18 protein-coding genes and 1 pseudogene are annotated in these 20,054 nt (G+C 39.7%); 6 read left to right on the top strand and 13 right to left on the bottom strand.

What is annotated here, in order from left to right:
* The coding region (locus B0169_RS13315) for a transposase (protein WP_412842136.1) at positions 1 to 591 on the bottom strand (591 nt) is incomplete at its 3' end.
* Between the two features lie 515 nt (positions 592 to 1,106).
* Positions 1,107 to 1,895 (bottom strand): DUF2971 domain-containing protein, encoded by a 789-nt coding sequence (locus B0169_RS13310; RefSeq protein ID WP_158077091.1) that lies wholly within the window; start codon positions 1,893 to 1,895, stop codon positions 1,107 to 1,109.
* 391 nt (positions 1,896 to 2,286) lie between these two features.
* Between B0169_RS13310 and B0169_RS13305 the strand changes: the two genes are divergently transcribed.
* Entirely contained in the window at positions 2,287 to 3,180 is an 894-nt protein-coding gene (locus B0169_RS13305; protein ID WP_412842140.1) for an integron integrase, read from the top strand.
* Positions 3,181 to 3,469: 289 nt separating this feature from the next.
* On the opposite strand, the gene recQ is transcribed toward B0169_RS13305, so the two are convergent.
* From recQ to B0169_RS13290, 3 genes are all read right to left on the bottom strand, one after another.
* Positions 3,470 to 5,287, bottom strand: a complete 1,818-nt coding sequence (gene recQ / locus B0169_RS13300) for a DNA helicase RecQ (RefSeq protein ID WP_077286545.1) — start codon at positions 5,285 to 5,287, stop codon at positions 3,470 to 3,472.
* Between the two features lie 346 nt (positions 5,288 to 5,633).
* Complete coding sequence (locus B0169_RS13295) at positions 5,634 to 6,722, bottom strand: MBL fold metallo-hydrolase (RefSeq protein ID WP_077286543.1); 1,089 nt, start codon at positions 6,720 to 6,722, stop codon at positions 5,634 to 5,636.
* A 59-nt stretch (positions 6,723 to 6,781) separates the two neighbouring features.
* Entirely contained in the window at positions 6,782 to 7,996 is a 1,215-nt protein-coding gene (locus tag B0169_RS13290) for a CaiB/BaiF CoA transferase family protein (RefSeq protein WP_077286541.1), read from the bottom strand.
* A 206-nt stretch (positions 7,997 to 8,202) separates the two neighbouring features.
* Between B0169_RS13290 and B0169_RS13285 the strand changes: the two genes are divergently transcribed.
* Positions 8,203 to 9,660: an NAD-dependent succinate-semialdehyde dehydrogenase gene (locus B0169_RS13285; protein ID WP_077286539.1), complete on the top strand. Its 1,458-nt coding sequence runs from the start codon at positions 8,203 to 8,205 to the stop codon at positions 9,658 to 9,660.
* A gap of 149 nt (positions 9,661 to 9,809) precedes the next feature.
* Here the strand turns inward: B0169_RS13285 and B0169_RS13280 are convergent, their stop codons facing one another.
* Positions 9,810 to 11,048 (bottom strand): bifunctional alpha/beta hydrolase/OsmC family protein, encoded by a 1,239-nt coding sequence (locus tag B0169_RS13280; RefSeq protein WP_077286536.1) that lies wholly within the window; start codon positions 11,046 to 11,048, stop codon positions 9,810 to 9,812.
* Positions 11,049 to 11,228: 180 nt separating this feature from the next.
* Here B0169_RS13280 and B0169_RS13275 point away from each other — a divergent pair, with 180 nt between their 5' ends.
* The 4 genes from B0169_RS13275 to B0169_RS13260 all read left to right on the top strand — a co-directional run bounded on the left by B0169_RS13275 (position 11,229) and on the right by B0169_RS13260 (position 13,920).
* Positions 11,229 to 12,449, top strand: coding sequence for a M24 family metallopeptidase (locus B0169_RS13275; protein WP_077286534.1), 1,221 nt, complete (start codon positions 11,229 to 11,231; stop codon positions 12,447 to 12,449).
* A gap of 149 nt (positions 12,450 to 12,598) precedes the next feature.
* The gene (locus B0169_RS13270; RefSeq protein WP_077286532.1) at positions 12,599 to 13,150 is read left to right on the top strand and encodes a septation protein A; all 552 of its coding nucleotides are present in this window, start codon (positions 12,599 to 12,601) and stop codon (positions 13,148 to 13,150) included.
* A 45-nt stretch (positions 13,151 to 13,195) separates the two neighbouring features.
* Positions 13,196 to 13,498: a YciI family protein gene (locus tag B0169_RS13265; protein ID WP_077286530.1), complete on the top strand. Its 303-nt coding sequence runs from the start codon at positions 13,196 to 13,198 to the stop codon at positions 13,496 to 13,498.
* Between the two features lie 80 nt (positions 13,499 to 13,578).
* Entirely contained in the window at positions 13,579 to 13,920 is a 342-nt protein-coding gene (locus B0169_RS13260) for a lysozyme inhibitor LprI family protein (protein WP_158077090.1), read from the top strand.
* Between the two features lie 70 nt (positions 13,921 to 13,990).
* Here B0169_RS13260 and B0169_RS13255 read toward each other — a convergent pair whose 3' ends face one another.
* The 7 genes and pseudogenes from B0169_RS13255 to B0169_RS13225 all read right to left on the bottom strand — a co-directional run bounded on the left by B0169_RS13255 (position 13,991) and on the right by B0169_RS13225 (position 20,049).
* The gene (locus B0169_RS13255; protein ID WP_077286526.1) at positions 13,991 to 14,794 is read right to left on the bottom strand and encodes a lipoprotein intramolecular transacylase Lit; all 804 of its coding nucleotides are present in this window, start codon (positions 14,792 to 14,794) and stop codon (positions 13,991 to 13,993) included.
* Positions 14,784 to 15,503: a hypothetical protein gene (locus tag B0169_RS13250; RefSeq protein ID WP_077286524.1), complete on the bottom strand. Its 720-nt coding sequence runs from the start codon at positions 15,501 to 15,503 to the stop codon at positions 14,784 to 14,786. The genes B0169_RS13255 and B0169_RS13250 overlap by 11 nt, the downstream gene beginning before the upstream one ends.
* Positions 15,503 to 16,315: a hypothetical protein gene (locus B0169_RS13245; RefSeq protein WP_077286522.1), complete on the bottom strand. Its 813-nt coding sequence runs from the start codon at positions 16,313 to 16,315 to the stop codon at positions 15,503 to 15,505. The genes B0169_RS13250 and B0169_RS13245 overlap by 1 nt, the downstream gene beginning before the upstream one ends.
* Positions 16,316 to 16,430: 115 nt before the next feature.
* Positions 16,431 to 16,769: pseudogene (locus B0169_RS13240) on the bottom strand (cupredoxin domain-containing protein); the annotation flags it as partial.
* Positions 16,769 to 18,205 carry a sensor histidine kinase gene (locus B0169_RS13235; protein ID WP_077286518.1) on the bottom strand — a complete coding sequence of 479 codons (1,437 nt, stop codon included), beginning with the start codon at positions 18,203 to 18,205 and terminating at the stop codon, positions 16,769 to 16,771. The gene B0169_RS13235 and the pseudogene B0169_RS13240, both read right to left, overlap by 1 nt.
* Before the next feature lie 8 nt (positions 18,206 to 18,213).
* The gene (locus tag B0169_RS13230; protein WP_077286516.1) at positions 18,214 to 18,873 is read right to left on the bottom strand and encodes a response regulator; all 660 of its coding nucleotides are present in this window, start codon (positions 18,871 to 18,873) and stop codon (positions 18,214 to 18,216) included.
* A 447-nt stretch (positions 18,874 to 19,320) separates the two neighbouring features.
* Complete coding sequence (locus B0169_RS13225) at positions 19,321 to 20,049, bottom strand: hypothetical protein (protein WP_085328675.1); 729 nt, start codon at positions 20,047 to 20,049, stop codon at positions 19,321 to 19,323.
* Between the last annotated feature and the right edge of the window lie 5 nt (positions 20,050 to 20,054).

Raw genomic sequence — 20,054 nt, 5'->3', positions numbered from 1 at the left:
TGGCGTGTCAGCGATATTGGCGCGAACAGGGTTTAAGTCAACATAAGCCATACAAGCCACTAGCGCTGTTTCATCCAACAGTGCTTGGGATTTAAAGCGTGCTTCCCAAAACCGGCCTTTGCAATCATCTTCTTGATTCGCCTGACGTGCTATTTTTTCATTAATTTCACGCATAAACCAACTGACGTCAATAAGGCGCTGGCGATATATATCAGCCGTAGTATTCACCATATCCAGTAGTGGCTCTGCGAGCGTATCGCCATTGAGGTATTGCTGGGTTAATAGCGTACCTTTGTGCAACCGATGCCAGCGCTCAAGTACCTCATTCATACTCCATTGCTTGGCTTTGTCTTCATCAACAAATACCACCACATGATAATGATTGCTCATCACCGCATAAGCACACATTTCAATAGCAAAAACCGTGGTGAGGAAATGTAATTTATCTTCTATCCACCCTCGCCGATGTTCAAAGCTTTGCCCTGAGTGCTTATCTTCACCGCATAAAAAGGCACGCCTGACACAGCGAGTCATACAGTGATAGTAAGGTGTATCTGCTAAACTAATTTGTTGCTTTCTGGGGCTAGTCATCACGTATCTGATATAAATGAGAAAAGGTCATTTGAGCTTAGTACACAGACTAGGTTAGTTCAATTTGGGATGGGTGTCCTTTATATTAATTTAGGATGGGTGTCCTTTATATTTTTCTCTGAGTGCTTATCTTCACCACATAAAAACGCACGCCTGACACAGCGTGTCATACAGTGATAGTAAGGTGTATCCACTAAACTGATTTGTTGCTTTCTGGGGCTAGTCATCACGTATCTGATATAAATGTGAAAAGGTCATTTGAGCTTAGTACACAGACTAGGTTAGTTCAATTTGGGATGGGTGTCCTTTATATCTACGATCACGCACCTGACATAAATAAGAAAGGGTCATTTGAGCTTAGTAGACAGACTAGGTTAGTTCAATTTAGGATGGGTGTCCTTTATATTGTTGTAATGCTAACGCCCAATTAACAGGCTAAAAATTGTTGGCTAAAATAGCGACGAAGGAGCAAAAGCCAACTGTTTTTTGTCCTTGTTTAATTTCTTGTTATGTTTTTATCTATACTGACCATCAGAAGTTGTAACATTGACATCCTGATAACCTGTAGCTAAAAGCATAAACTCCATATCACCTTTTGAAATATTACACTTAGGCCCTAAGCTAACGGTTTTTATTGAAGTACCATCTTTATTACCAAGGCTCACATTACAAAAAGGAGTTAATCCAAATTTCGATGTACGAAAGTTTAAATCAAATAATTTATGCTTTTTTAGTGATTCGTCTAAATATAACTCTGAACGTTTTGAATGCTCGATTATAGCTCTTACTTCTTGCTCATTTTTATAGAAGTCAGACTTGAATGAAGCAGCTAATCTTGAAAGTCCAATGGATAGTTTGTAACTTTCAACTCTGTCAGTAATGAAGTCACCTATACTATCTAGTAATTTGGCAACAGAATCTTCAAATGCTTTCTGAGAGTATATAACCTCATGAAATTGAACAAAACTAACTTTTCTTTCATCACCTTTATAAAATGAAGGGATAACTGTTGTGTTATTCGAACTCAAGATGGCTTTATCAATACCAATAACTACACCTTTTCCATCATCGCCATAAGCTCTCCATTGACTTAAATCATCTGGATTTTCAGAAAATGAACAGCCTAATAGAAGTTGTTCATTTTCGTTGCCCAAAAAATGATTAGTTTCAAACCAATCAAATAAATCAGGAAATTTACTTTTAAAAAGATTCTCGATCAACTTTATGCCAAATATGAACTCCTGAGGATCATTCATTTTTGAAAGATCTGAAGCCCATAAAGATTGGCTATCAAGGACTTTCATAAAAGTATCTACGCTTGTGTAATGGTAAATTAACATACAGGACTCTCATGAAAAACATAACAGCTTATTATGAGGAAAAAATCCTTGTTTAAACAAGGAAAAAATCCTTCTTTCATATTTTAAGATAATCAAAACATACCCGATTTGTTCCCTATCTACAATAAGTTACTAATAAAACATTTCGTTATGACAAAGACATAAACGAGAATATTTCCTTTTTATTGGATGAAAGCAGGAAACCACACTGAGCTGTATAAATATACAGCACAATTTATGACGTAACAAAATAAATAAGGATAACTATATGAGCTCTCTTTTTCTTACTCATATTAAAGAGCAGATGTGGACAAAAAGATATGCAAAACGCACTATCGAGTCTTATTTATATTAGATAAAAGCGTTTATCATTTTTAATAATAAGCGACACCCGAGCACTTGCCATAATCGTGAAGTTGAGTATTTTCTCTCTCACTTGTCTAATGTTATCAATGTGGCACCTAAAACACAGGCGTTAGCATTGAATGCCTTATCGTTTATGTACAAATATGTACTTAAAAATGAGTTAACCTTGGAATTGAATTTTAATAAAAGCCATATTCAGCAAAAATTACCTGTCGTACTAACTCAAAAAGAAGTATCAGCACTGCTTGTACAAATTGACGCTAACTATCAATTAATTTGTCAACTTATGTATGGTAGCGGCCTACGATTAATGGAAGCTGTTCGTTTAAGAGTACAAGATATAGACTTTGATTTTTACACGGTAAGAGTATGGCAAGGTAAGGGAGGAAAAAACCGCTGCGTGACATTGGCAAAAGAGCTTGTTGATGCATTAAAGATGCAAATAAATAGCGTTGAATTACTTTTTAATGGTGACTTTAAAAAACCTGATTATCAAGGGGTGTATTTGCCTTTCGCACTCAGTAGGAAATACCCAAACGCACGAAAAGAGTTAGGATGGCATTATTTATTTCCTTCAAAAAGACTCAGTATAGACCCTAAAGTTAATGCGCTTAGACGACATCATATAAATGAAACATCGATAAGAAAAGTCGTAAAAAAAGCAGCTAAGCAAGCCCATATAAAAAAGAATATTACTTGTCATACATTACGTCACTCTTTTGCTACACACCTATTACAACGAGGAGCTGATATTCGCACAGTGCAAGAGCAATTAGGCCATACTGACATTAGAACAACACAAATTTACACTCATGTGATTGAATGTGGTGCTGATGGCGTCACTAGCCCTTTATCTGATCTAATGAAAACAATGTCAAATTGATCAATGTAAATGATTTGATATGGAACAAAAAAGCTACAACCTCTTCTTTGAAAGCTTTAGTGTAAGTTTTGTATTGTTGTTTTTGATGCATAAAACACCTCAAGTAATGATGATATTATCCTTAATCAAAGTGTCCTATGCCATTAAACCAGAACAAAATACGACAACACTACATAAAAGAACACTTATCTAGCGTTATTTTTACCATTAAATAATCTCAAGTTGAAAGCCTGATGACAGCTAGCTGGCTGTAAAACGAGACATCAATTATCGATGATAATTGAAGTGATTACGCATCGAACTCGCTGAGCACCGCTAAGAATTGATCCCCGTATTTGTCTAGTTTACTAACGCCAACACCACTTATCGCTAACAGTTGCTCTCGATTACCCGGCTTGGTGGTGATCATGTCAATTAGGGCACTGTCATGAAATACCGTAAAAGGTGGAATACCATGCTCGTCAGCCAATTTTTTGCGTAATGCTCGTAGTGCTTGCCATAACGGCTCTGCATGCTCTGGTACATTAGCTTTTACTTTTGATTTTGATGATTTTCTCGCGTTTTGTTTTTTGCTTAGCTGGGTATTGTCTTTTCGCAGTTCAACGCTTTCTTCACCCCGCAATAAGGGCCGGCATTTATCGGTCAATTTAAATGCGCCAAAGCTATCCATATCAGCGTAAATATAGCCGCGAGAAACCAGTTGCCTGAACACCGAATGCCATTGGTTAGTGTCTAGCTCGGTGCCAATACCAAAGGTAGTGAGTTGTTGGTGTTGAAATTGCGTTATTTTTGCGCTGTTTTTACCCAATAAAATATCAATGAGGTGATTAACCCCAAAGCGTTGGCCGCTACGATAGACACAACTTAGTGCTTTTCGCGCGGCATCGGTGCCATCCCATTTTTCAACGGGTGTAATGCAGGTATCACAGTTTCCGCAGGGCTTGGCCAAGTGCTCAGCAAAATAATGCAGCAGTGTTTGTCGACGACACGTGGTTATTTCACAAAGCCCTAACATGGCATCAAGTCGTTGGCGCTCAATACGTTTTTGTTGCTCGGGGGCTTGTGATTTGTCTAACATTTGTTTTAATTTAATAACATCTTGCAAGCCATAAACCATCCAGGCGTTTGCTGCTTGACCATCGCGCCCTGCTCGGCCGGTTTCTTGGTAGTACGATTCAATGCTTTTAGGTAAATCAAGGTGTGCAACAAAACGCACATCGGGCTTATCGATACCCATACCAAAGGCAATAGTGGCAACGATGATCAGGCCATCTTCTCTTAAAAATCTGTTTTGATGCAGCTCTTTAACCTCGTTAGGTAAACCCGCATGATACGGCAGTGCCTGTAAACCTTGTTGGCATAGCCAGTTGGCGGTTTCTTCGGTTTTTTTACGTGATAAACAATAAATAATACCGGCATCGTGTGCATGCTCGTGGCGAATAAAATTGAGTAACTGTTGACGAGCATTTGCTTTTTGACCAATGCGATATTGAATATTGGGTCGGTCAAAACCGGCAACGAAATGCTTAGCATCGTCAAGCTGTAATTTTTCACTGATTTCTTTGTGGGTTCTGGGATCCGCGGTTGCAGTTAAGGCTATGCGTGGCACCAATGGGAACTGCTGAGGTAGTAACGATAGCTGCAAGTAGTCGGCTCTAAAGTCGTGCCCCCATTGTGAAACACAATGGGCCTCATCGATGGCAAATAAAGCAATATTGCATTGTTGTAGCAGTGATAACATGCGCGGCTGAGTTAAACGCTCAGGGGCAATATAGAGTAGGTCTAACTGCCCTTGCATTAGGGCCTGCTCAACATTATTGGCTTGCTGGTGATCGAGGGATGAGTTTAAAAAGCTGGCCTTAACACCAAGCAGCGTTAAGGCATTGACTTGATCTTGCATCAAGGCAATTAATGGCGATATAACAATAGCGCAACCTGAGCGAATAAGCGCCGGCACTTGATAACATAAAGATTTACCGCCACCGGTAGGCATAAGCACAAGTGCATTGTTACCGTTGATAACCGTGTTAATCACTTCATCTTGGGGCTTTCTAAACTCGGCATAGCCAAAAACAGTATTAAGAACTGACAGTGCTGAATTATTCATAAAAGGCCGCCATTGTTATATTATTTAGGGTGTAAACATGGGTAGTCATTGTTTCTCGCTCAAGTACTTTTAGCCTATATATAACCGAATTATTCGCTAAACAGAATTCATTAGCGTGGGATTATTTTACTGGCTATTAGTTGACTCGCTATGAGTCGGCTCGCTATGTTGAGTATAATGCTAGCCTTTAATAATTATGTAGTCACGCTAGGCTGAGGATATTTAGTGCCAATAGTAAATAGCCATTTGAATTGACTATTTGCTGCTGGCTAATAACGTATGACTCATACCTTCTGATTCATACCTTCTGATTCATACCTCCTAGCTAATCGCTTTTACTTAATCGCTATTGGCTAACAGCAACCGATGGTATTGCCATTACTTGCTGCCACCACGCCATGGTTTTTTTAGGGTTTTTAAGTAGCACCATCTCACCAAAACGTGGCGTTAATACGTTTACCTGCTGCGCCTTTGCTAACGCTGTAATACGCTCAAGCGGTTCAAACCAGTCATGCACAGCTAAGTCAAAGGTTGCATTGTGTACTGGAATGATATATTTGCCTTTTAAATCAAGATGCGCTTGCAAGCTTTGCTCTGGTGTCATGTGTATTTCTTGCCATAGCGTGTTATAGGCGCCTGTTTCCATTAAGGTAAAATCGAACGGGCCTAAGCGTTGGCCAATTTCTTTAAAACCCGAAAAGTAGCCGCCGTCGCCGCTATAAAATAGCTTTGTATCTTTTGACTCAATTACCCAGCTTGCCCAAAGCGTTTCGTTTCTGTCGAATAATCCACGGCCTGAAAAGTGCTGCGCTGGTGTTGCGGTCAATTTGAAATGCGAAAATTGACGGGTTTGCCACCAATCAAATTCAATAATTTTATCTTCTGCAATACCCCAATCTCGCAAATGTTCACCCACTTTTAGCGGCGTGACGAAGTAATCCACTTTATCGGCGAGCTGCAAAATAGTTTCTTGGTCTAAGTGGTCATAATGATCATGGCTAATAATAACCGCGCTTATATTTGGTAGTTGTGCAACACTCATTGGCGGTTGATGAAAACGTTTTGGCCCAGCCCATTGTACAGGCGATGCCCGTTCACTAAAAATAGGGTCTATTAAGATAAATTTACTGTGCAATTTTATCAGTAATGTTGAATGACTAAGGCGATAAAGTACGTCGTTAGTCTCCTTCAGTAAATTCGCCGTTGTTATGCTCTCAACAGGGATTATTTTTGTGGGTACTGGCTCAGCTCTTTTGGCTTGCCAAGACTGCTTTACTATATTCCACATATCAGCCAAGGAGCTGTGAAAAACAATTTCACTGTTTTGAAACTCGCCATTGAGCAGCCTGCTTGTATGGGGTGTATCACGTGCGGCGAATAAACTTAACGACATCACTATCGCGCCCAACGCAATCAAGCAAATTAATTTATACATTTTTACCTACTAAACAAACCAGCAAACCAGTTTTAGCGTCGAACGACCAAGATAGTCAATCAAGCGACAGTATCATTTTCTAATAACGTAGCGACTTGTTCTTCATTATATTGCAAAAATTGCGTTAAAATTTGTTCGCTATGTTGGCCAATGTTTGGCGCCGCATGTTTATATTGCAATGGCGTTTCTGACAAGTTTATTGGTGAAGCAATGGTGTTGATCAATTCGCCATTTTCATCAGGCAGTTGCCTAACCATATTGCGATGCTGCACCTGCGGATGATTAAACACTTGCGCTAAAGTATTCACTGGGCCACAAGGCACCGCTATTGCTTCTAAAGTGGCAACCCAATAATCAGTACTGTGCTTCGCAATAATACTAGCCAGTATGGGGATAAGCGCAGCGCGATTTTCGACTCTTTGTTGGTTGGTTTTAAATAATGTATTACTGGCTAATTCATGACATTGTGCAGCTTGGCAAAACTTTTTAAATTGCAGGTCATTACCTACGGCTAATATTAAACTGCCATTTTGAGTGGCAAAGGTTTGGTATGGCACGATATTAGGGTGGCCATTGCCGAAACGTTCGGGGTTTTGTCCTGTGGCCAAATAATTCATGCCTTGATTGGCCAAAGTGGCAACTTGTACATCAAGTAAGGCAATATCAATATGCTGACCTTTACCGGTATGTGTTTTCGCGAGCAATGCCGCAAGAATAGCGTTAGCGCTATAAAGTCCGGTCATAACATCAACTACGGCAACGCCCACTTTCATTGGCTCACCATCAGCGGCGCCAGTTAAGCTCATTAAGCCCCCCTCACCTTGGATCATCGCATCGTAGCCGGCTTTGTGCGCGTAAGGCCCTTGCTGACCAAAGCCGGTAATTGAACAATAAATCAATTGAGGGTTAAGTAATTTAACCTGCTGATAGCTCAAGCCATACTTTTCAAGGCCACCCACTTTATAGTTTTCTATCAGAACATCGGCTTTAGCGATCATATCTTTGATCACTTGTTGTCCTTCTGGTTGAGTGATGTCGATAGCAATTGATTGTTTGTTACGGTTTGCACAGTGATAATATGCCGCTTGGGCAGGTTGTTGATTATTAGCGGCCTTGATAAAAGGAGGCCCCCAATGTCGGGTATCATCGCCTGTTTTAGGGCGTTCAACTTTAATCACCTCTGCGCCCATATCCGCCAACATTTGCGATGCCCAAGGTCCAGCCAAAATTCGGCTTAAGTCAATTACTTTAATACCTTTTAACGCTTCTGACATTTCAAAACCTTAAATTTTATAAGTTGTGCTGAAAAACTCTCATGTAACTTGCCTAATTATGATAATTTATCGTTAACAGATAGAACAGCTTTAACAGCAATATTACCGAGGTAGTTTATAACACCTCTTCAAGCATGCTTAAATAATCAGCGAGCTTGTGAACACTTTTCCAATAATTTTTACCTCATTAAGTTAAGGAGAATATTTTGCAAAAAATTAAACAATCCGCATTACTTAAAACCAGCTCATACATTAACGGTCAGTGGCACGCATCTGATGTGACATTTACGGTCTCAAATCCTGCAACAAACGAGGTACTAGCACAAGTGTCTGATGCGGGCGAAAACGACGCTAAATTGGCTATACAGGCCGCTAAAAAAGCTTTCAGAGCCTGGGCGGACATGGCTGCACACGAACGCGCAAAGTTGTTACGTAACTGGTTTAACTTGATGATGGAGCATCAGGACGATCTCGCTCGTATACTGACTTTAGAGCAAGGCAAACCCTTAGCTGAAGCCCAAGGAGAAATAGCCTACGGAGCGGGTTTTATTGAATGGTTTGCTGAAGAAGGTAAACGTGTTTACGGTGATACCATACCTAGCTTGTCAGCAGATCAAAAAATACTGGTCATTAAACAAGCCGTTGGTGTGGTTGCTGCAATCACACCGTGGAACTTTCCCAATGCAATGATTGCCCGTAAAGCCGCTGCAGCGCTAGCGGCTGGCTGTACATTTGTGGTACGTCCTGCAGCGCAAACACCTTTGTCAGCACTAGCAATGGCAGAGTTGGCTGAACAAGCAGGTATTCCTGCTGGTGTATTCAATGTCGTCGTTGGTCAAGATGCTCGAGCGATTGGCGAAGTATTTACCACGGATACTGATGTGGCTAAATTTACATTTACGGGCTCAACAGCTGTCGGCAAAAGCCTGATCAAGCAATGTGCCTCAACGGTTAAAAAGGTCTCGATGGAGCTTGGTGGTAATGCGCCCTTTATTGTCTTTAATGACGCTGATATTGCAGAAGCGGTCAAAGGCGCGATCAACTCGAAGTACAGAAATGCAGGTCAAACTTGTGTATGTACAAACCGTATTTTTGTTCAAAAAGAAGTTTTAGCCAGTTTTACTGAACAATTTACAAGTGCTGTTAATAACTTACATGTCGGTAATGGTATTAATGACAATATACAAATTGGCCCCATGATCTCAACTGAAGCCGTTGATAATGTAGCTAAATTAGTTGAAAAGTCGATACAGCAAGGTGCAATCTTACATGCCGGTGGTAAGCGCCACCAGGCCGGCAGAAACTTTTTTCAACCAACCATTTTGACCCAAGTAACGCCAGATATGCCTGTAGCGCGCAACGAAGTTTTTGGCCCGGTTTCACCCATTATTGCTTTTGAGAGTGAAAGTGATGTTATTGCCATGGCAAACGATACCGAATATGGTTTAGCCGCTTACTTTTATGCGCGTGATATTGGTCGTGTTTGGCGAGTTGCACAGGCATTGGAGTATGGCATGGTGGGTATTAATGAAGGTTTAATTTCCAATGTTGCGGCACCATTTGGTGGCGTAAAACAATCAGGTAGTGGCCGTGAAGGCTCTAAATATGGCTTAGATGATTATTTAGCGATTAAATACCTGTGTATGGGGGGTATTAAAGATTAATTGCTGCGCTCAAGACAGCAAATCTAGCCAGTAACAATAAGTGTCATATTTACGTGAAACTTGTACCTAAAATTTATCCCTAAAACTTGTACCTAACGTAGTTCGTTATCGACAAGTTTAGGGACAAATTTCATTGCACAACAACGTAGCTATTGAGCTCGCAATTGACTCACCACCTTGACATTATTGTGCAGTGTTTTATGTACCGGACATTTATCAGCAATGGCTAAAAATCGCGCTTGTTGCTCGGTATCAAGCTCACCGATAAAACTAATTTCACGTACTATCGCTTCAATGCCTTGTGTTTTATTTTCACACTGCTGACAATCTTGTTGATAATTACGATCGTGCCTTAGCTCAACGTTAATATGCTTTATAGCTAAGCCTTTTCGTGTCGCGTACATACGTAAGGTCATGGCCGTGCAAGCACCTAAGCCCGCTAGTAAATGCTCGTAGGGATCTGGCCCCATATTATTACCGCCGACACTTTCTGGCTCATCAGCTAGCCAATAATGGCTATTGGTGCTGACATGTTGGGTGAACTTATGATTTTTTTCTTCCACAATAACATGGCCTTTAGTGACTTGACGATGAATACTAGCGCCCTTAGCATCATTTTTGTTCAGCTCATCAGCTTCAGCAACTATATATCGTCCAGCCCAAGCGGCAATAACATCAGCAGCATATTCGGCATCGCGTTTATTCGTTAACAGGTGATCAGCATCGTCCAAACTAACAAAGCTTTTTGGATGCAAAGCTGCTTGATATATTTTTTCAGCTTCACTGATGTTCACCGTTGCATCTATTGGTGAATGCATAACCAACAGCGCTTTTCGTAACTGACTTATATGACTGGTGTCGTAACGCTTAATATCATCTAAAAATTGTTTTTCTATGGTAAAAACGCGGCCAGCCAAATTAACTTCTGCTTTACCGTTTTGTTCAATATCATCAAGTTGCAAAGCAAAGTTATGGGCAACATGCGCGGCATCAGATGGCGCACCAATAGTTACCACTGCAGCTGCTTCTGCTACATGCTGGGCAACACCAAGTACCGCTGCACCGCCCAAGCTATGACCAATTAACAAGCGCGGCGCTTGATATTCTGTGCGTAAAAATTCTGCAGCAGCAATCAAGTCTTGTATGTTAGAAGAAAAATTACTGTTGGCAAAATCACCATCACTGTTACCTAAACCAGTAAAATCAAACCTTAAAACCGCAATACCTTTACTTACCAAAGCTCGGCTAATGCGCGATGCGGCAGCAATATCTTTACCACAGGTAAAGCAATGAGCAAATAAGGCGTAGAACTTAACTTCAGATTCAGGACTTTCTAGCAAACCACTGAGTTTATGTTCACCACTGATAAATTGTACTTTTTTGCGCATAAATGCTCCTTTGTTAATGGGTTGTCATAGCTAGGGTTTAGCATTGAAGCTTATCAAAACTGACCGCAGCAACTTAAGATAAATTTCCTAGTTGTTAATTTTCTAAAATTTAATTCGATACATATTATCTTTTATTGTATAAAATATACCTAAATTAAGTAACTTTTATAAGGCGTAAATATGACAATAGGTGTTGGTGGCTCTACCGCAAAAATTGAATTAGAAAAACTCGTCAATATGACCAGTAACGTTAACACAATCACAGCAGATGAATTTAAGCAACGCATAGCTAAAGCACAAGCTATTATGGTTGAAAACAATATTGCAGCCACTTATGTTAATGCTGGTACTAACTTGTTTTACTTCACCGGTACTCGATGGTATGCCAGTGAGCGTATGGTTGGCGCTATTATTCCTCAGCAAGGTGACATCAAATATATCACGCCTTTCTTTGAAGTGAATACCCTAAACCAATATATGAGCGTTAAGGGCGAAATCAAAGGCTGGCAAGAGCATGAAAGCCCATATCTATTATTTCGACAAACCTTGTCTGACATGGGCATCAATGCCGGCCGGATTGCCATTGATGAATCAACAGCATTTTTTATAGTCGACGGCATCAAAACAGCGGCACCTGACTTAACGCTGATTGATGCAAAATGTGTAACAGCAGGCTGTCGAGCAGCGAAGTCAGATACTGAAATAGCTTTATTACAGCAAGCAAAAAACATGACTCTTGAGGTACATAAAGCCGCCGCGCGCATTCTACGTGTTGGAATTACCACCCAAGAAGTGACTACTTTTATCGACCAAGCACACCGTAAAGTAGGTGCAACTGCGGGTTCATATTTTTGTATTGTACTGTTTGGTGAAGACTCTTCTTACCCGCATGGCGTAAAATCACCTAAACGCTTAGAAAAAAATGACATGGTGTTAATTGATACCGGCTGCCAGGTTGAGGGCTACAATTCAGACATTACCCGCACTTATGTTTTTGGTGAGCCAAGCCAACGCCAACGCGAAATGTGGATGGTAGAAAAGCTAGCACAAAAAGCGGCTTTTGATGCTGCTAACATAGGTGTGCCATGTGGGGATGTTGATGTTGCTGCAAGAAATTATATCGCAAGCCAAAATATGGGCCCTGACTATGAAACGCCGGGTTGCCCACACAGAACAGGCCATGGTATTGGCTTAGATATTCACGAATGGCCTTACCTAATACGCAGTGATAGAACACCATTAGCTAAGGGCATGTGTTTTTCAAACGAACCCATGTTGGTATTGCCCAATGAATTTGGTGTTCGTTTAGAAGATCATTTCTATATGACCGAAACCGGCGCTAAATGGTTTACCGAACCGTCTTACTCAATTGATGACCCTTTTGGTTATCAAGCAAGTTAAAGCTTTAACCGCAGTGTTTTTACAACCTTATTTATAGTTTGCAAAAACACTGCTATTTAACGACTATGCTCTTTTCGGGCGTGAAATAGTTTGGCGTATGGCTTAGCATTGGATAGAATCGACGCATTGTTATTTTTGATATCGAGCTTATGCACGCATTTTTAGAATATATACCGTTAGTTATTTTCTTCATTTTCTATAAATTTACTGATATTTATTGGGCTACGGCCTCCTTAATTCTTGCATCAGCGATTCAAATTACTTATTTCATCATAAAAAAGCAGCCAATACCGAAGAGAAATTTAATTTTCTTTGGCTTAATTGCCATTTTTGGCGGCCTAACTATTTATATGCATGACGATACTTTTTTGAAATGGAAAGTGACGATTATTCAAGGTTTTTTTGCTATTGCGTTGATTATCAGCCAGAAAGTTTTTAATAAAAATATTATCAAAGAGTTTTTAGGCGAAGCACTAACTTTACCTGAACACATTTGGGATAAATTAAATCTTGCTTGGGCCATTTTTTTCGCCGTCTGTGGTCTACTAAATTGGTATATCGCATTTAACTTTAGCTTAGAAACATGGGTTAATTTTAAAGTGTTTGGCCTGACGGCATTAACCTTTATATTCGCCATCGGCTCAGTGTTATCTTTATATAAATATATGCCTGATGAGCATGCACAAACAAACAAAAAGTAGCGATTATTGATCGCGGTTAATTAAACAATAATTTTGGATGGAAAAATGTTTTATATTATCTATAGTGAAGATGTTGAAAACAGTTTAGCGCTGCGTTTGTCAGTTCGTGAAGATCATTTAGATCGATTACGTGCCTTACAAGCACAAGGTAAATTGTTAGTTGCTGGCCCTTGTCCTGCAATTGACAGTGAAAACCCTGGTGATGCTGGCTTTACTGGCTCGGTGATTATTGCCGAATTTGACAGCTTAGTTGCAGCGCAACAATGGGCAGACCAAGACCCCTACATCGCCGCGGGTGTTTATAAAAACGTTACCGTTAAACCGTACAAAAAAGTACTTCCAGCATAAGCAGTAAATTTTACTTCATGAATTATAAAGCACTTAACACATATATATTGTTCGCCAGTTTACTATTATCTGGTAATGTGATGGCGAAAAACACCATCGCTAGCTGTGAAGAAAAAATGGCCACCACTGACGATATATCAAGGTGTCTCGATAGTGTAAAAGAAAAGAAAGATCGTGAGCTTCAAACCTGGATAAACAATCAAACCTTTATATTAGAAGAGCTGGCGGCTCATAATGGTCGTCATGCTTCACTTAATATGTTTAAACGTTCACAACGTAACTTTATCAGTTATCGAGAAAATAACTGTCGTTGGCAATATTTAGTACTTGCGCCGGATCCCCACGCAGCTGCCGCCTACAAAAAATGTTATATCACGTTAACGCAATACCGTATTGAAGAACTCGCCAGTCTTAATAAATAACAGTGAACTCAGTAAGTCATTTAGGCTTAGTCAGGCAATATACCTTAGTCCACTGCCGTTGAAATTAAGCCTATTGAACGTTTAAATTGCGCTGATAACGACTAATTACCGTGTCAATAATGACGGCAATGACTAAAGCAACACTCAACAACTGTAACGCAATAGCGGCAAAAATATCTGGCGCTTTCATCAGTGTTGCCATTAGCGAGTCTTTGTAATAAAAGAACCACTGATGATCAAGTGGAAACACAACCGTGTGCAAGTAATAAAAAACTTTCGTAAAACCAACGCTTGCAAGTAATACCAGCACCGCTAAAAGTAATATCAACACCGTGAGCGCTTTTTGTTTAGTTGTGGGCATTACCCTACTCGAATTGTCCGTTAATAATTGTCCTTTTTCGATAGCAAGCACTTTAAGTTGCTGACAATAAAATAAAGCTAAAGCTAAGAAAACAAATAAATTACCTAACCAAAAATGGTTAATATTATCAAGCAGGTTAGCGACATCTTGCAGGTGCTCTACCTCACTAGCCGTTAGAAGCTTTCGTAGCTTAAATTGTTTGTTTGTATAAGTTATGTCAGCTAAACCAACACCATGGTGGTGAATAGCCGTAACAATATCAGCAAATTTTTCTTGGTGTAATTTAATGTCATCTATTGGGAAATCACGCTTGCCTTGGGTGTTTCTCGGAACACTTTTATCGACCACTTGATGTATGTCTAATACTTGATACCAAACCCCATAAAAAAAATTATTCACTTTACTCACTTGCCAACTAATGCCTAGCGAAAAAGTCAGCAGGGAGAATGCAAACAACCCCCATACCAGTTGACGAAATAGCTGTATTTTTATCATCCGATGCTTAAAACTCATATTCAATAGCTACACGCAAAATATGATCTTTACTGTCACCATTTAATCCCGTTATAAAGCCAGCCTCCCATTTCAATTGCTTTTGTCCTTCAAACCTTTGGATACCCATAAATGCCGGACCGATACCGGTGTAGTCCTCACCCATATAAAATTCAATCGCGGGTTGGACTTGCGGTAACCAACGATAACGGTATTGCAAACGAAACTCACCTTCAAATTCACTTTCGATATCGCCGCCGGTTTCATAAATTAAGAAAGCATTGAGCGCTAAACTATTTCGGCCAAATTCTTTTTCAAATAATAAACCGGTGGTAACTTCCCAAATATCCAACTTATGCTCCTTTTCAACTTCAAGAAGCATGCCCCAATCAGCCCAATATTCACCTTGCTCAGTTATCATCCACCGTGTTTCCACTTCATAAGCAGATAGACCAAAATCACCGGTACTGTCTCGCTCACCAACAAGATAAACTTCAATCATAAGGTGCTCAGTTAGCGATTGCCCGTACGCTAACCTGTGCCCTAAGCTATTACCATCATCATTTTGATGTGACAACATGCGCCATTCAAATTCACGCTCGTTAGGTAGCACATAAGGATGATACACCTTATCAACAACGACACCATCTGCGACTGCAGTATGGTTGAAAACGACGACCAGGCTAAAGAAAATAATCCGCAGCAGACTTATTAACCTATGACAACGCATTACGCAGCCTCCTTAGGTAGGGTTATGGTGAGGCTTTGCTTACTAATAACAGTAGGTAAAAACATCAAACCAAATGCTATAAAAATAGCTGATAAATAAAGTAATAACTGCAACATTGTTGGCGTAGCATCATAGCCAACAAAAACAGTTAACAACTGCCCTAATTCTGAATTTTCGATAATAATATGGTTTGAGTCCCACAAAAAACGTTCACTTGATAAGATATCAATTTGTATCAGTAAATTCGTGGCTTTCATTAACAAACCAGCACTAAAAAATATCAGTAAAAACTGAGCAATCACTCGACAATAACGTTCAATAAAGGCCATCAAAAAGTACAGTAATACGGCAATACTTGCGCAAATTCCGCCCCCGAGAATAACGCCAGCAACCAGCACATTTGAGGCATTATTTTGGAACCAGTAGCCGGTAATATAAATCAAAAAATTTGCACTGTTGAGCGTTATCACTATGACCATTAAACTGCCAGCACAAAGACAAATGTTCCAATGTTGTCGCGTACTTAATTGCCCTTGCATTTTGGGTAACTGCATCAGTAGTACTAATGCGATAAAATAACAAATAATATAGAGGCACGCATAAAGCCACTCACGCCCTGTGCTATCAATGGTGTGCGAAATATCATCAATAGCGGTTAGTAATAAAAAACTAAAGATCACGCTAACGCCCGCAGCAATAAAATACCATATTGGCTTTATACCCTGGTGTTGCAATAAGGAAATTAAAATAGTGCTGATTACAAATATTGGTAAGGCATCACGTAAAAACAGAATGATAGTATTAATCAGCACGGTTAAGCTCCTTAACCAGCGCCTGCTGTGTAACAGGTTTATCTGGGCTGTTTGAACTTAACGCTGTTGCATCAATGAGTGTGTTTTGGTTGACCTTCGCGTTTAGCTTGCTTGACTTAACAACAATTGCACCTTGGGCGCTATTAGGGTTGAACTCACCAAAAAATTCATAACGCCCAGGTAATAAGGGACCAATAAAAATAACCGCTTTTTTTTGCGGAAAAATCACTTTTTCTCGATTAAGGTCAAAACTGTCAAACTCTTCAGGTGTCTGATCTTGATTATGGATAATCAACTTTACTTTGGTGTTGGCTGGAATTTCTATTTCTGCGGGATAAAAAAGGTGGTTTTTAAGGATCAGTTGAAATTCCGGTCGCTTAGCTAAGCTCGGTAAGGACAACAGAATAAAAGCGACAATAACGCCTTGAACAAATTTACTTCGAACGTTTACCATTAAACGCGCCCTACTGTCGACGGAACATTTTGTTGGCGATCATCGGCATTTTTTTGATTATTTTTGTCAATTTTATTCATACGCGTATTGTCTTCATGACTAAAGATCACTTCAACACATAACCCTGCTAATGTCTCAGATACACTCAAGCTAATATTTGCTTGATGCAATTGTACAATATGCTTAACAATCGACAAGCCTAAACCACAACCAATAATGTTTGAATTATGGCTATCTCCTCCAACCCGATAAAAACGGTCAAATACACGTTGATATTCACTTGGCGCAATGCCTGGTCCGGAATCCTCGACCCGCAGAATAACACCATGATTATTTTGCCAACAAGACACCAATATTTTGCCATGATCTGGCGTATATTTAGCGGCATTAGCAATCAAATTTTTCAATAAGATGCTGATGGCAAAACGATTACCAAAAATAGTGGCGGCTTGACTTTTAAGTTCAATATCATGACCACGACTGGCAATATAAGGGTAGAGTTCACTAATACATGCTTGAGAGAGTGTTTGTAAATTAAGTCGCTCACTTTCAGCCAAAATTTGTTCTGGATTCGTTCGGTTCAACGTCAGAATTTGATCAACCACATGCGCCATACGCTCAACACTGTGCTCTAATTGCTCAAAAGGTAAGGCTTGTAACGTGACTGTGGTGCTATTGTCGGCTTTAGGCATGGCATCGAGGTAGCTTTGCTGCAAGTTATGCAGATTAATTTTTAGCACACTGAGCGGTGTTCTCAGCTCATGCGCAGCATCTGAAGCAAACTGTTTTTCACGCTCAAATGCTAATGAAAGCCTTAAAAATAATTCGTTTAATGTGGCAATAACTGGCGCAAGTTCGTTAGCAGAGTTTATTGATAATTGGCTCAGATCGTTTGCCTTTTTGTTTTTTAATGCTCGGGTGAGTAATGTTAATGGTTTCAAACCTTGCCTTACGGCCAACGAGATTATAAGTGCTAGTAGTGGCATCACAACGATAATCGGCGTAACCGCAGATAAAATAATGCTTTCAGCTAAGTCAAAGCGTTGTTTCAACGGTTGAGCAATTATAACCCATTCATTAGCCATAGCATTGTCGCTGGATTTTTCGCTATAGGTACGCCAGCGTTTGCCTAAAAAATTGACTTTTTTAAAGCCGGAGCTGAGTTCGTGGATCAAATATTCAGGCGCATTCTCACTATGACTAACAACCTGATTATCGACAATAACTTGATATGCAAAGTTACTGGTTATTTTATGCTTAATAATGCCTTTAGGTAGCTCTATAGCACTGATAACTTGAGCTAACGATACAAGTTCATCGTCAAATAAGCTTTCTGCTTTATTCATGCTCGCTTTATAGCCTTCAATTGCAGACACAAAGATCACTAAGGTGATAATGGATAGCAACATCAGCACTAAGTAACGGCGAATAGACATACTCAGCTTTACACCTTATTGATGGTGTAACCAACACCACGCACCGTTTGAATAAATTTTTCCGGTAATTTTTTGCGTAAATTATGAATATGCACCTCAACAGCGTTGCTCATAACCTCTTCACCCCATTCATACAGGCGCGATTCAATTTGCTCTCTCGATTGTATTCGTCCGGCATTTTCCATAAGTGCTTTTAACACCATATATTCTTTTTTGGAACAATTAAGCATTTGATCTGCAATAAAAACTTTATGAGCTGCACTATCAAGTTTAACTGTTGATATTGCGATAATGGCACTATCTGCCGTACCTAACCGGCGCTCTATAACGCGCAATCGAGCAAGCAGCTCACTAATATCAAATGGTTTAACTAAATAGTCATCAGCACCAAAATCAAGCCCTTGAACACGCTGCTCAATAGTATCTCGCGCAGTAAGAATAATAACCGGTGTTGCTTGCTTTTTAGCTCTAAGCTGCTTCAACACCAATAAGCCATCCATGTCAGGCAAACCTAAATCTAAAATCGCCATATCATGAACATTAACAGCCAATGCCGTTATCGCATCTTTGCCTGTTGCAACGTGATCAATAACAAAACCTTCGTGACGTAATGATTGTTGCAATGCTTGTGCTAAGGGCAAATCATCTTCAACGAGTAAAATTCTCATATGATTATCTTAAAACCTTGTTGACTTAATTAAGTTAATTAACTTACTTGTTTTAACGAGTGTTCAGTCTCGCGAAATAATTGAAAAACAGCTGATGAAGTCATAGCTCATCATCAAGCTAAGCGCTTGCACCTTGTCATAATGATGTTCACAGCACAAAATTTGCTAGCGAGTAATATGAGATATATTATAACCTCAACTGATGATAATAGAGGTAAAATATAGCCCTATAAAGCCTTAATTTTCAGTAATCTATTTACCAAACAACGTAATTATATTTTTTCTGTTACATTACCCGCCGACAAACATGACTATCTAACCTACTTTAGCGCAATTAAAATCAGTAAGTATCAAGCCCGAGAGCTAAACTAATAACCAAGCTAATAACCAAGAAATTTATCCGTTCACTTTCCCTTAATACGAAATAATTTAGTGACGACTAAAAATTTAGCGTTTAGGCTCTCTAGCGATAATTTTCTCTACCTGAGCTAATAATAACTCAACATCACTTTGACGATGCTTATCCTCAATCAAGCAATCAGTCCGCAGCGGTATTTGTTTAGCGATTAGTAAGTGTTTTTTAGCATGGTGGTATCGGCGCTCGTTAAATAGGTATTGTGCATAAAATAAATTACTGAGCTTATTATTAGCTGCATTAACTAGCGCTTTTTTGAGCAAAATTTCGGCAATATCGTCATCGCCAAAAGCAATAGGCCAGATAGGTGCTTTATGATAAAGCATACCTAAATGGCTATACACGGTACCTGTCAATGCATTTGCATTTAACTCAATGGCATGTTCAAAATCTTTTTTAGCGGCTTTTATATAATACAAAGCCACTAAACTATGGCTCACCTGGGCAAAGGTTGATTTAATCATACCACTCCAGGCCCAAGCATCAGCTTGCATTGGATGATTAAAGGTGAGCATATCAACCTGCTCAATAAGCTCAACGAAAGCATTGGTTTGGTGCTGACCATTTAATTCAAAATGGGTACGAGCCCATTTATCATTGAGTTGTTGCAGTTGTGCATCAATACTCTTTGCTGCAACGACATGACTAAAAAGATAGCTTATTAAAATCATCAAATAAGCGACAGTAGGCACGATACTTTTATTAGTTTTAGCTACATGCTCTAAATCGCATGGTAAATCATTCATGGCTTTCTCAGTCATATGCA

It is taken from the genome of Cognaticolwellia aestuarii (assembly GCF_002000025.1).
Taxonomy (GTDB): Bacteria; Pseudomonadota; Gammaproteobacteria; order Enterobacterales; family Alteromonadaceae; genus Cognaticolwellia; species Cognaticolwellia aestuarii.
The sequence above is the reverse complement of the archived record's forward strand: the minus strand, read 5'-3'. Positions and strand labels throughout refer to the sequence as shown.

What these genes read in the sequence shown, in the direction of transcription:
- B0169_RS13310 (WP_158077091.1), bottom strand. Translation starts at nt 1,895, where the DNA reads ATGAAAGTCCTTGATAGCCAATCTTTATGGGCTTCAGATCTTTCAAAA.
- recQ (WP_077286545.1), bottom strand. Translation starts at nt 5,287, where the DNA reads ATGAATAATTCAGCACTGTCAGTTCTTAATACTGTTTTTGGCTATGCC.
- B0169_RS13295 (WP_077286543.1), bottom strand. Translation starts at nt 6,722, where the DNA reads ATGTATAAATTAATTTGCTTGATTGCGTTGGGCGCGATAGTGATGTCG.
- B0169_RS13290 (WP_077286541.1), bottom strand. Translation starts at nt 7,996, where the DNA reads ATGTCAGAAGCGTTAAAAGGTATTAAAGTAATTGACTTAAGCCGAATT.
- B0169_RS13280 (WP_077286536.1), bottom strand. Translation starts at nt 11,048, where the DNA reads ATGCGCAAAAAAGTACAATTTATCAGTGGTGAACATAAACTCAGTGGT.
- B0169_RS13275 (WP_077286534.1), top strand. Translation starts at nt 11,229, where the DNA reads ATGACAATAGGTGTTGGTGGCTCTACCGCAAAAATTGAATTAGAAAAA.
- B0169_RS13270 (WP_077286532.1), top strand. Translation starts at nt 12,599, where the DNA reads ATGCACGCATTTTTAGAATATATACCGTTAGTTATTTTCTTCATTTTC.
- B0169_RS13265 (WP_077286530.1), top strand. Translation starts at nt 13,196, where the DNA reads ATGTTTTATATTATCTATAGTGAAGATGTTGAAAACAGTTTAGCGCTG.
- B0169_RS13260 (WP_158077090.1), top strand. Translation starts at nt 13,579, where the DNA reads ATGGCGAAAAACACCATCGCTAGCTGTGAAGAAAAAATGGCCACCACT.
- B0169_RS13255 (WP_077286526.1), bottom strand. Translation starts at nt 14,794, where the DNA reads ATGAGTTTTAAGCATCGGATGATAAAAATACAGCTATTTCGTCAACTG.
- B0169_RS13250 (WP_077286524.1), bottom strand. Translation starts at nt 15,503, where the DNA reads ATGCGTTGTCATAGGTTAATAAGTCTGCTGCGGATTATTTTCTTTAGC.
- B0169_RS13235 (WP_077286518.1), bottom strand. Translation starts at nt 18,205, where the DNA reads ATGTCTATTCGCCGTTACTTAGTGCTGATGTTGCTATCCATTATCACC.
- B0169_RS13230 (WP_077286516.1), bottom strand. Translation starts at nt 18,873, where the DNA reads ATGAGAATTTTACTCGTTGAAGATGATTTGCCCTTAGCACAAGCATTG.
- B0169_RS13225 (WP_085328675.1), bottom strand. Translation starts at nt 20,049, where the DNA reads ATGACTGAGAAAGCCATGAATGATTTACCATGCGATTTAGAGCATGTA.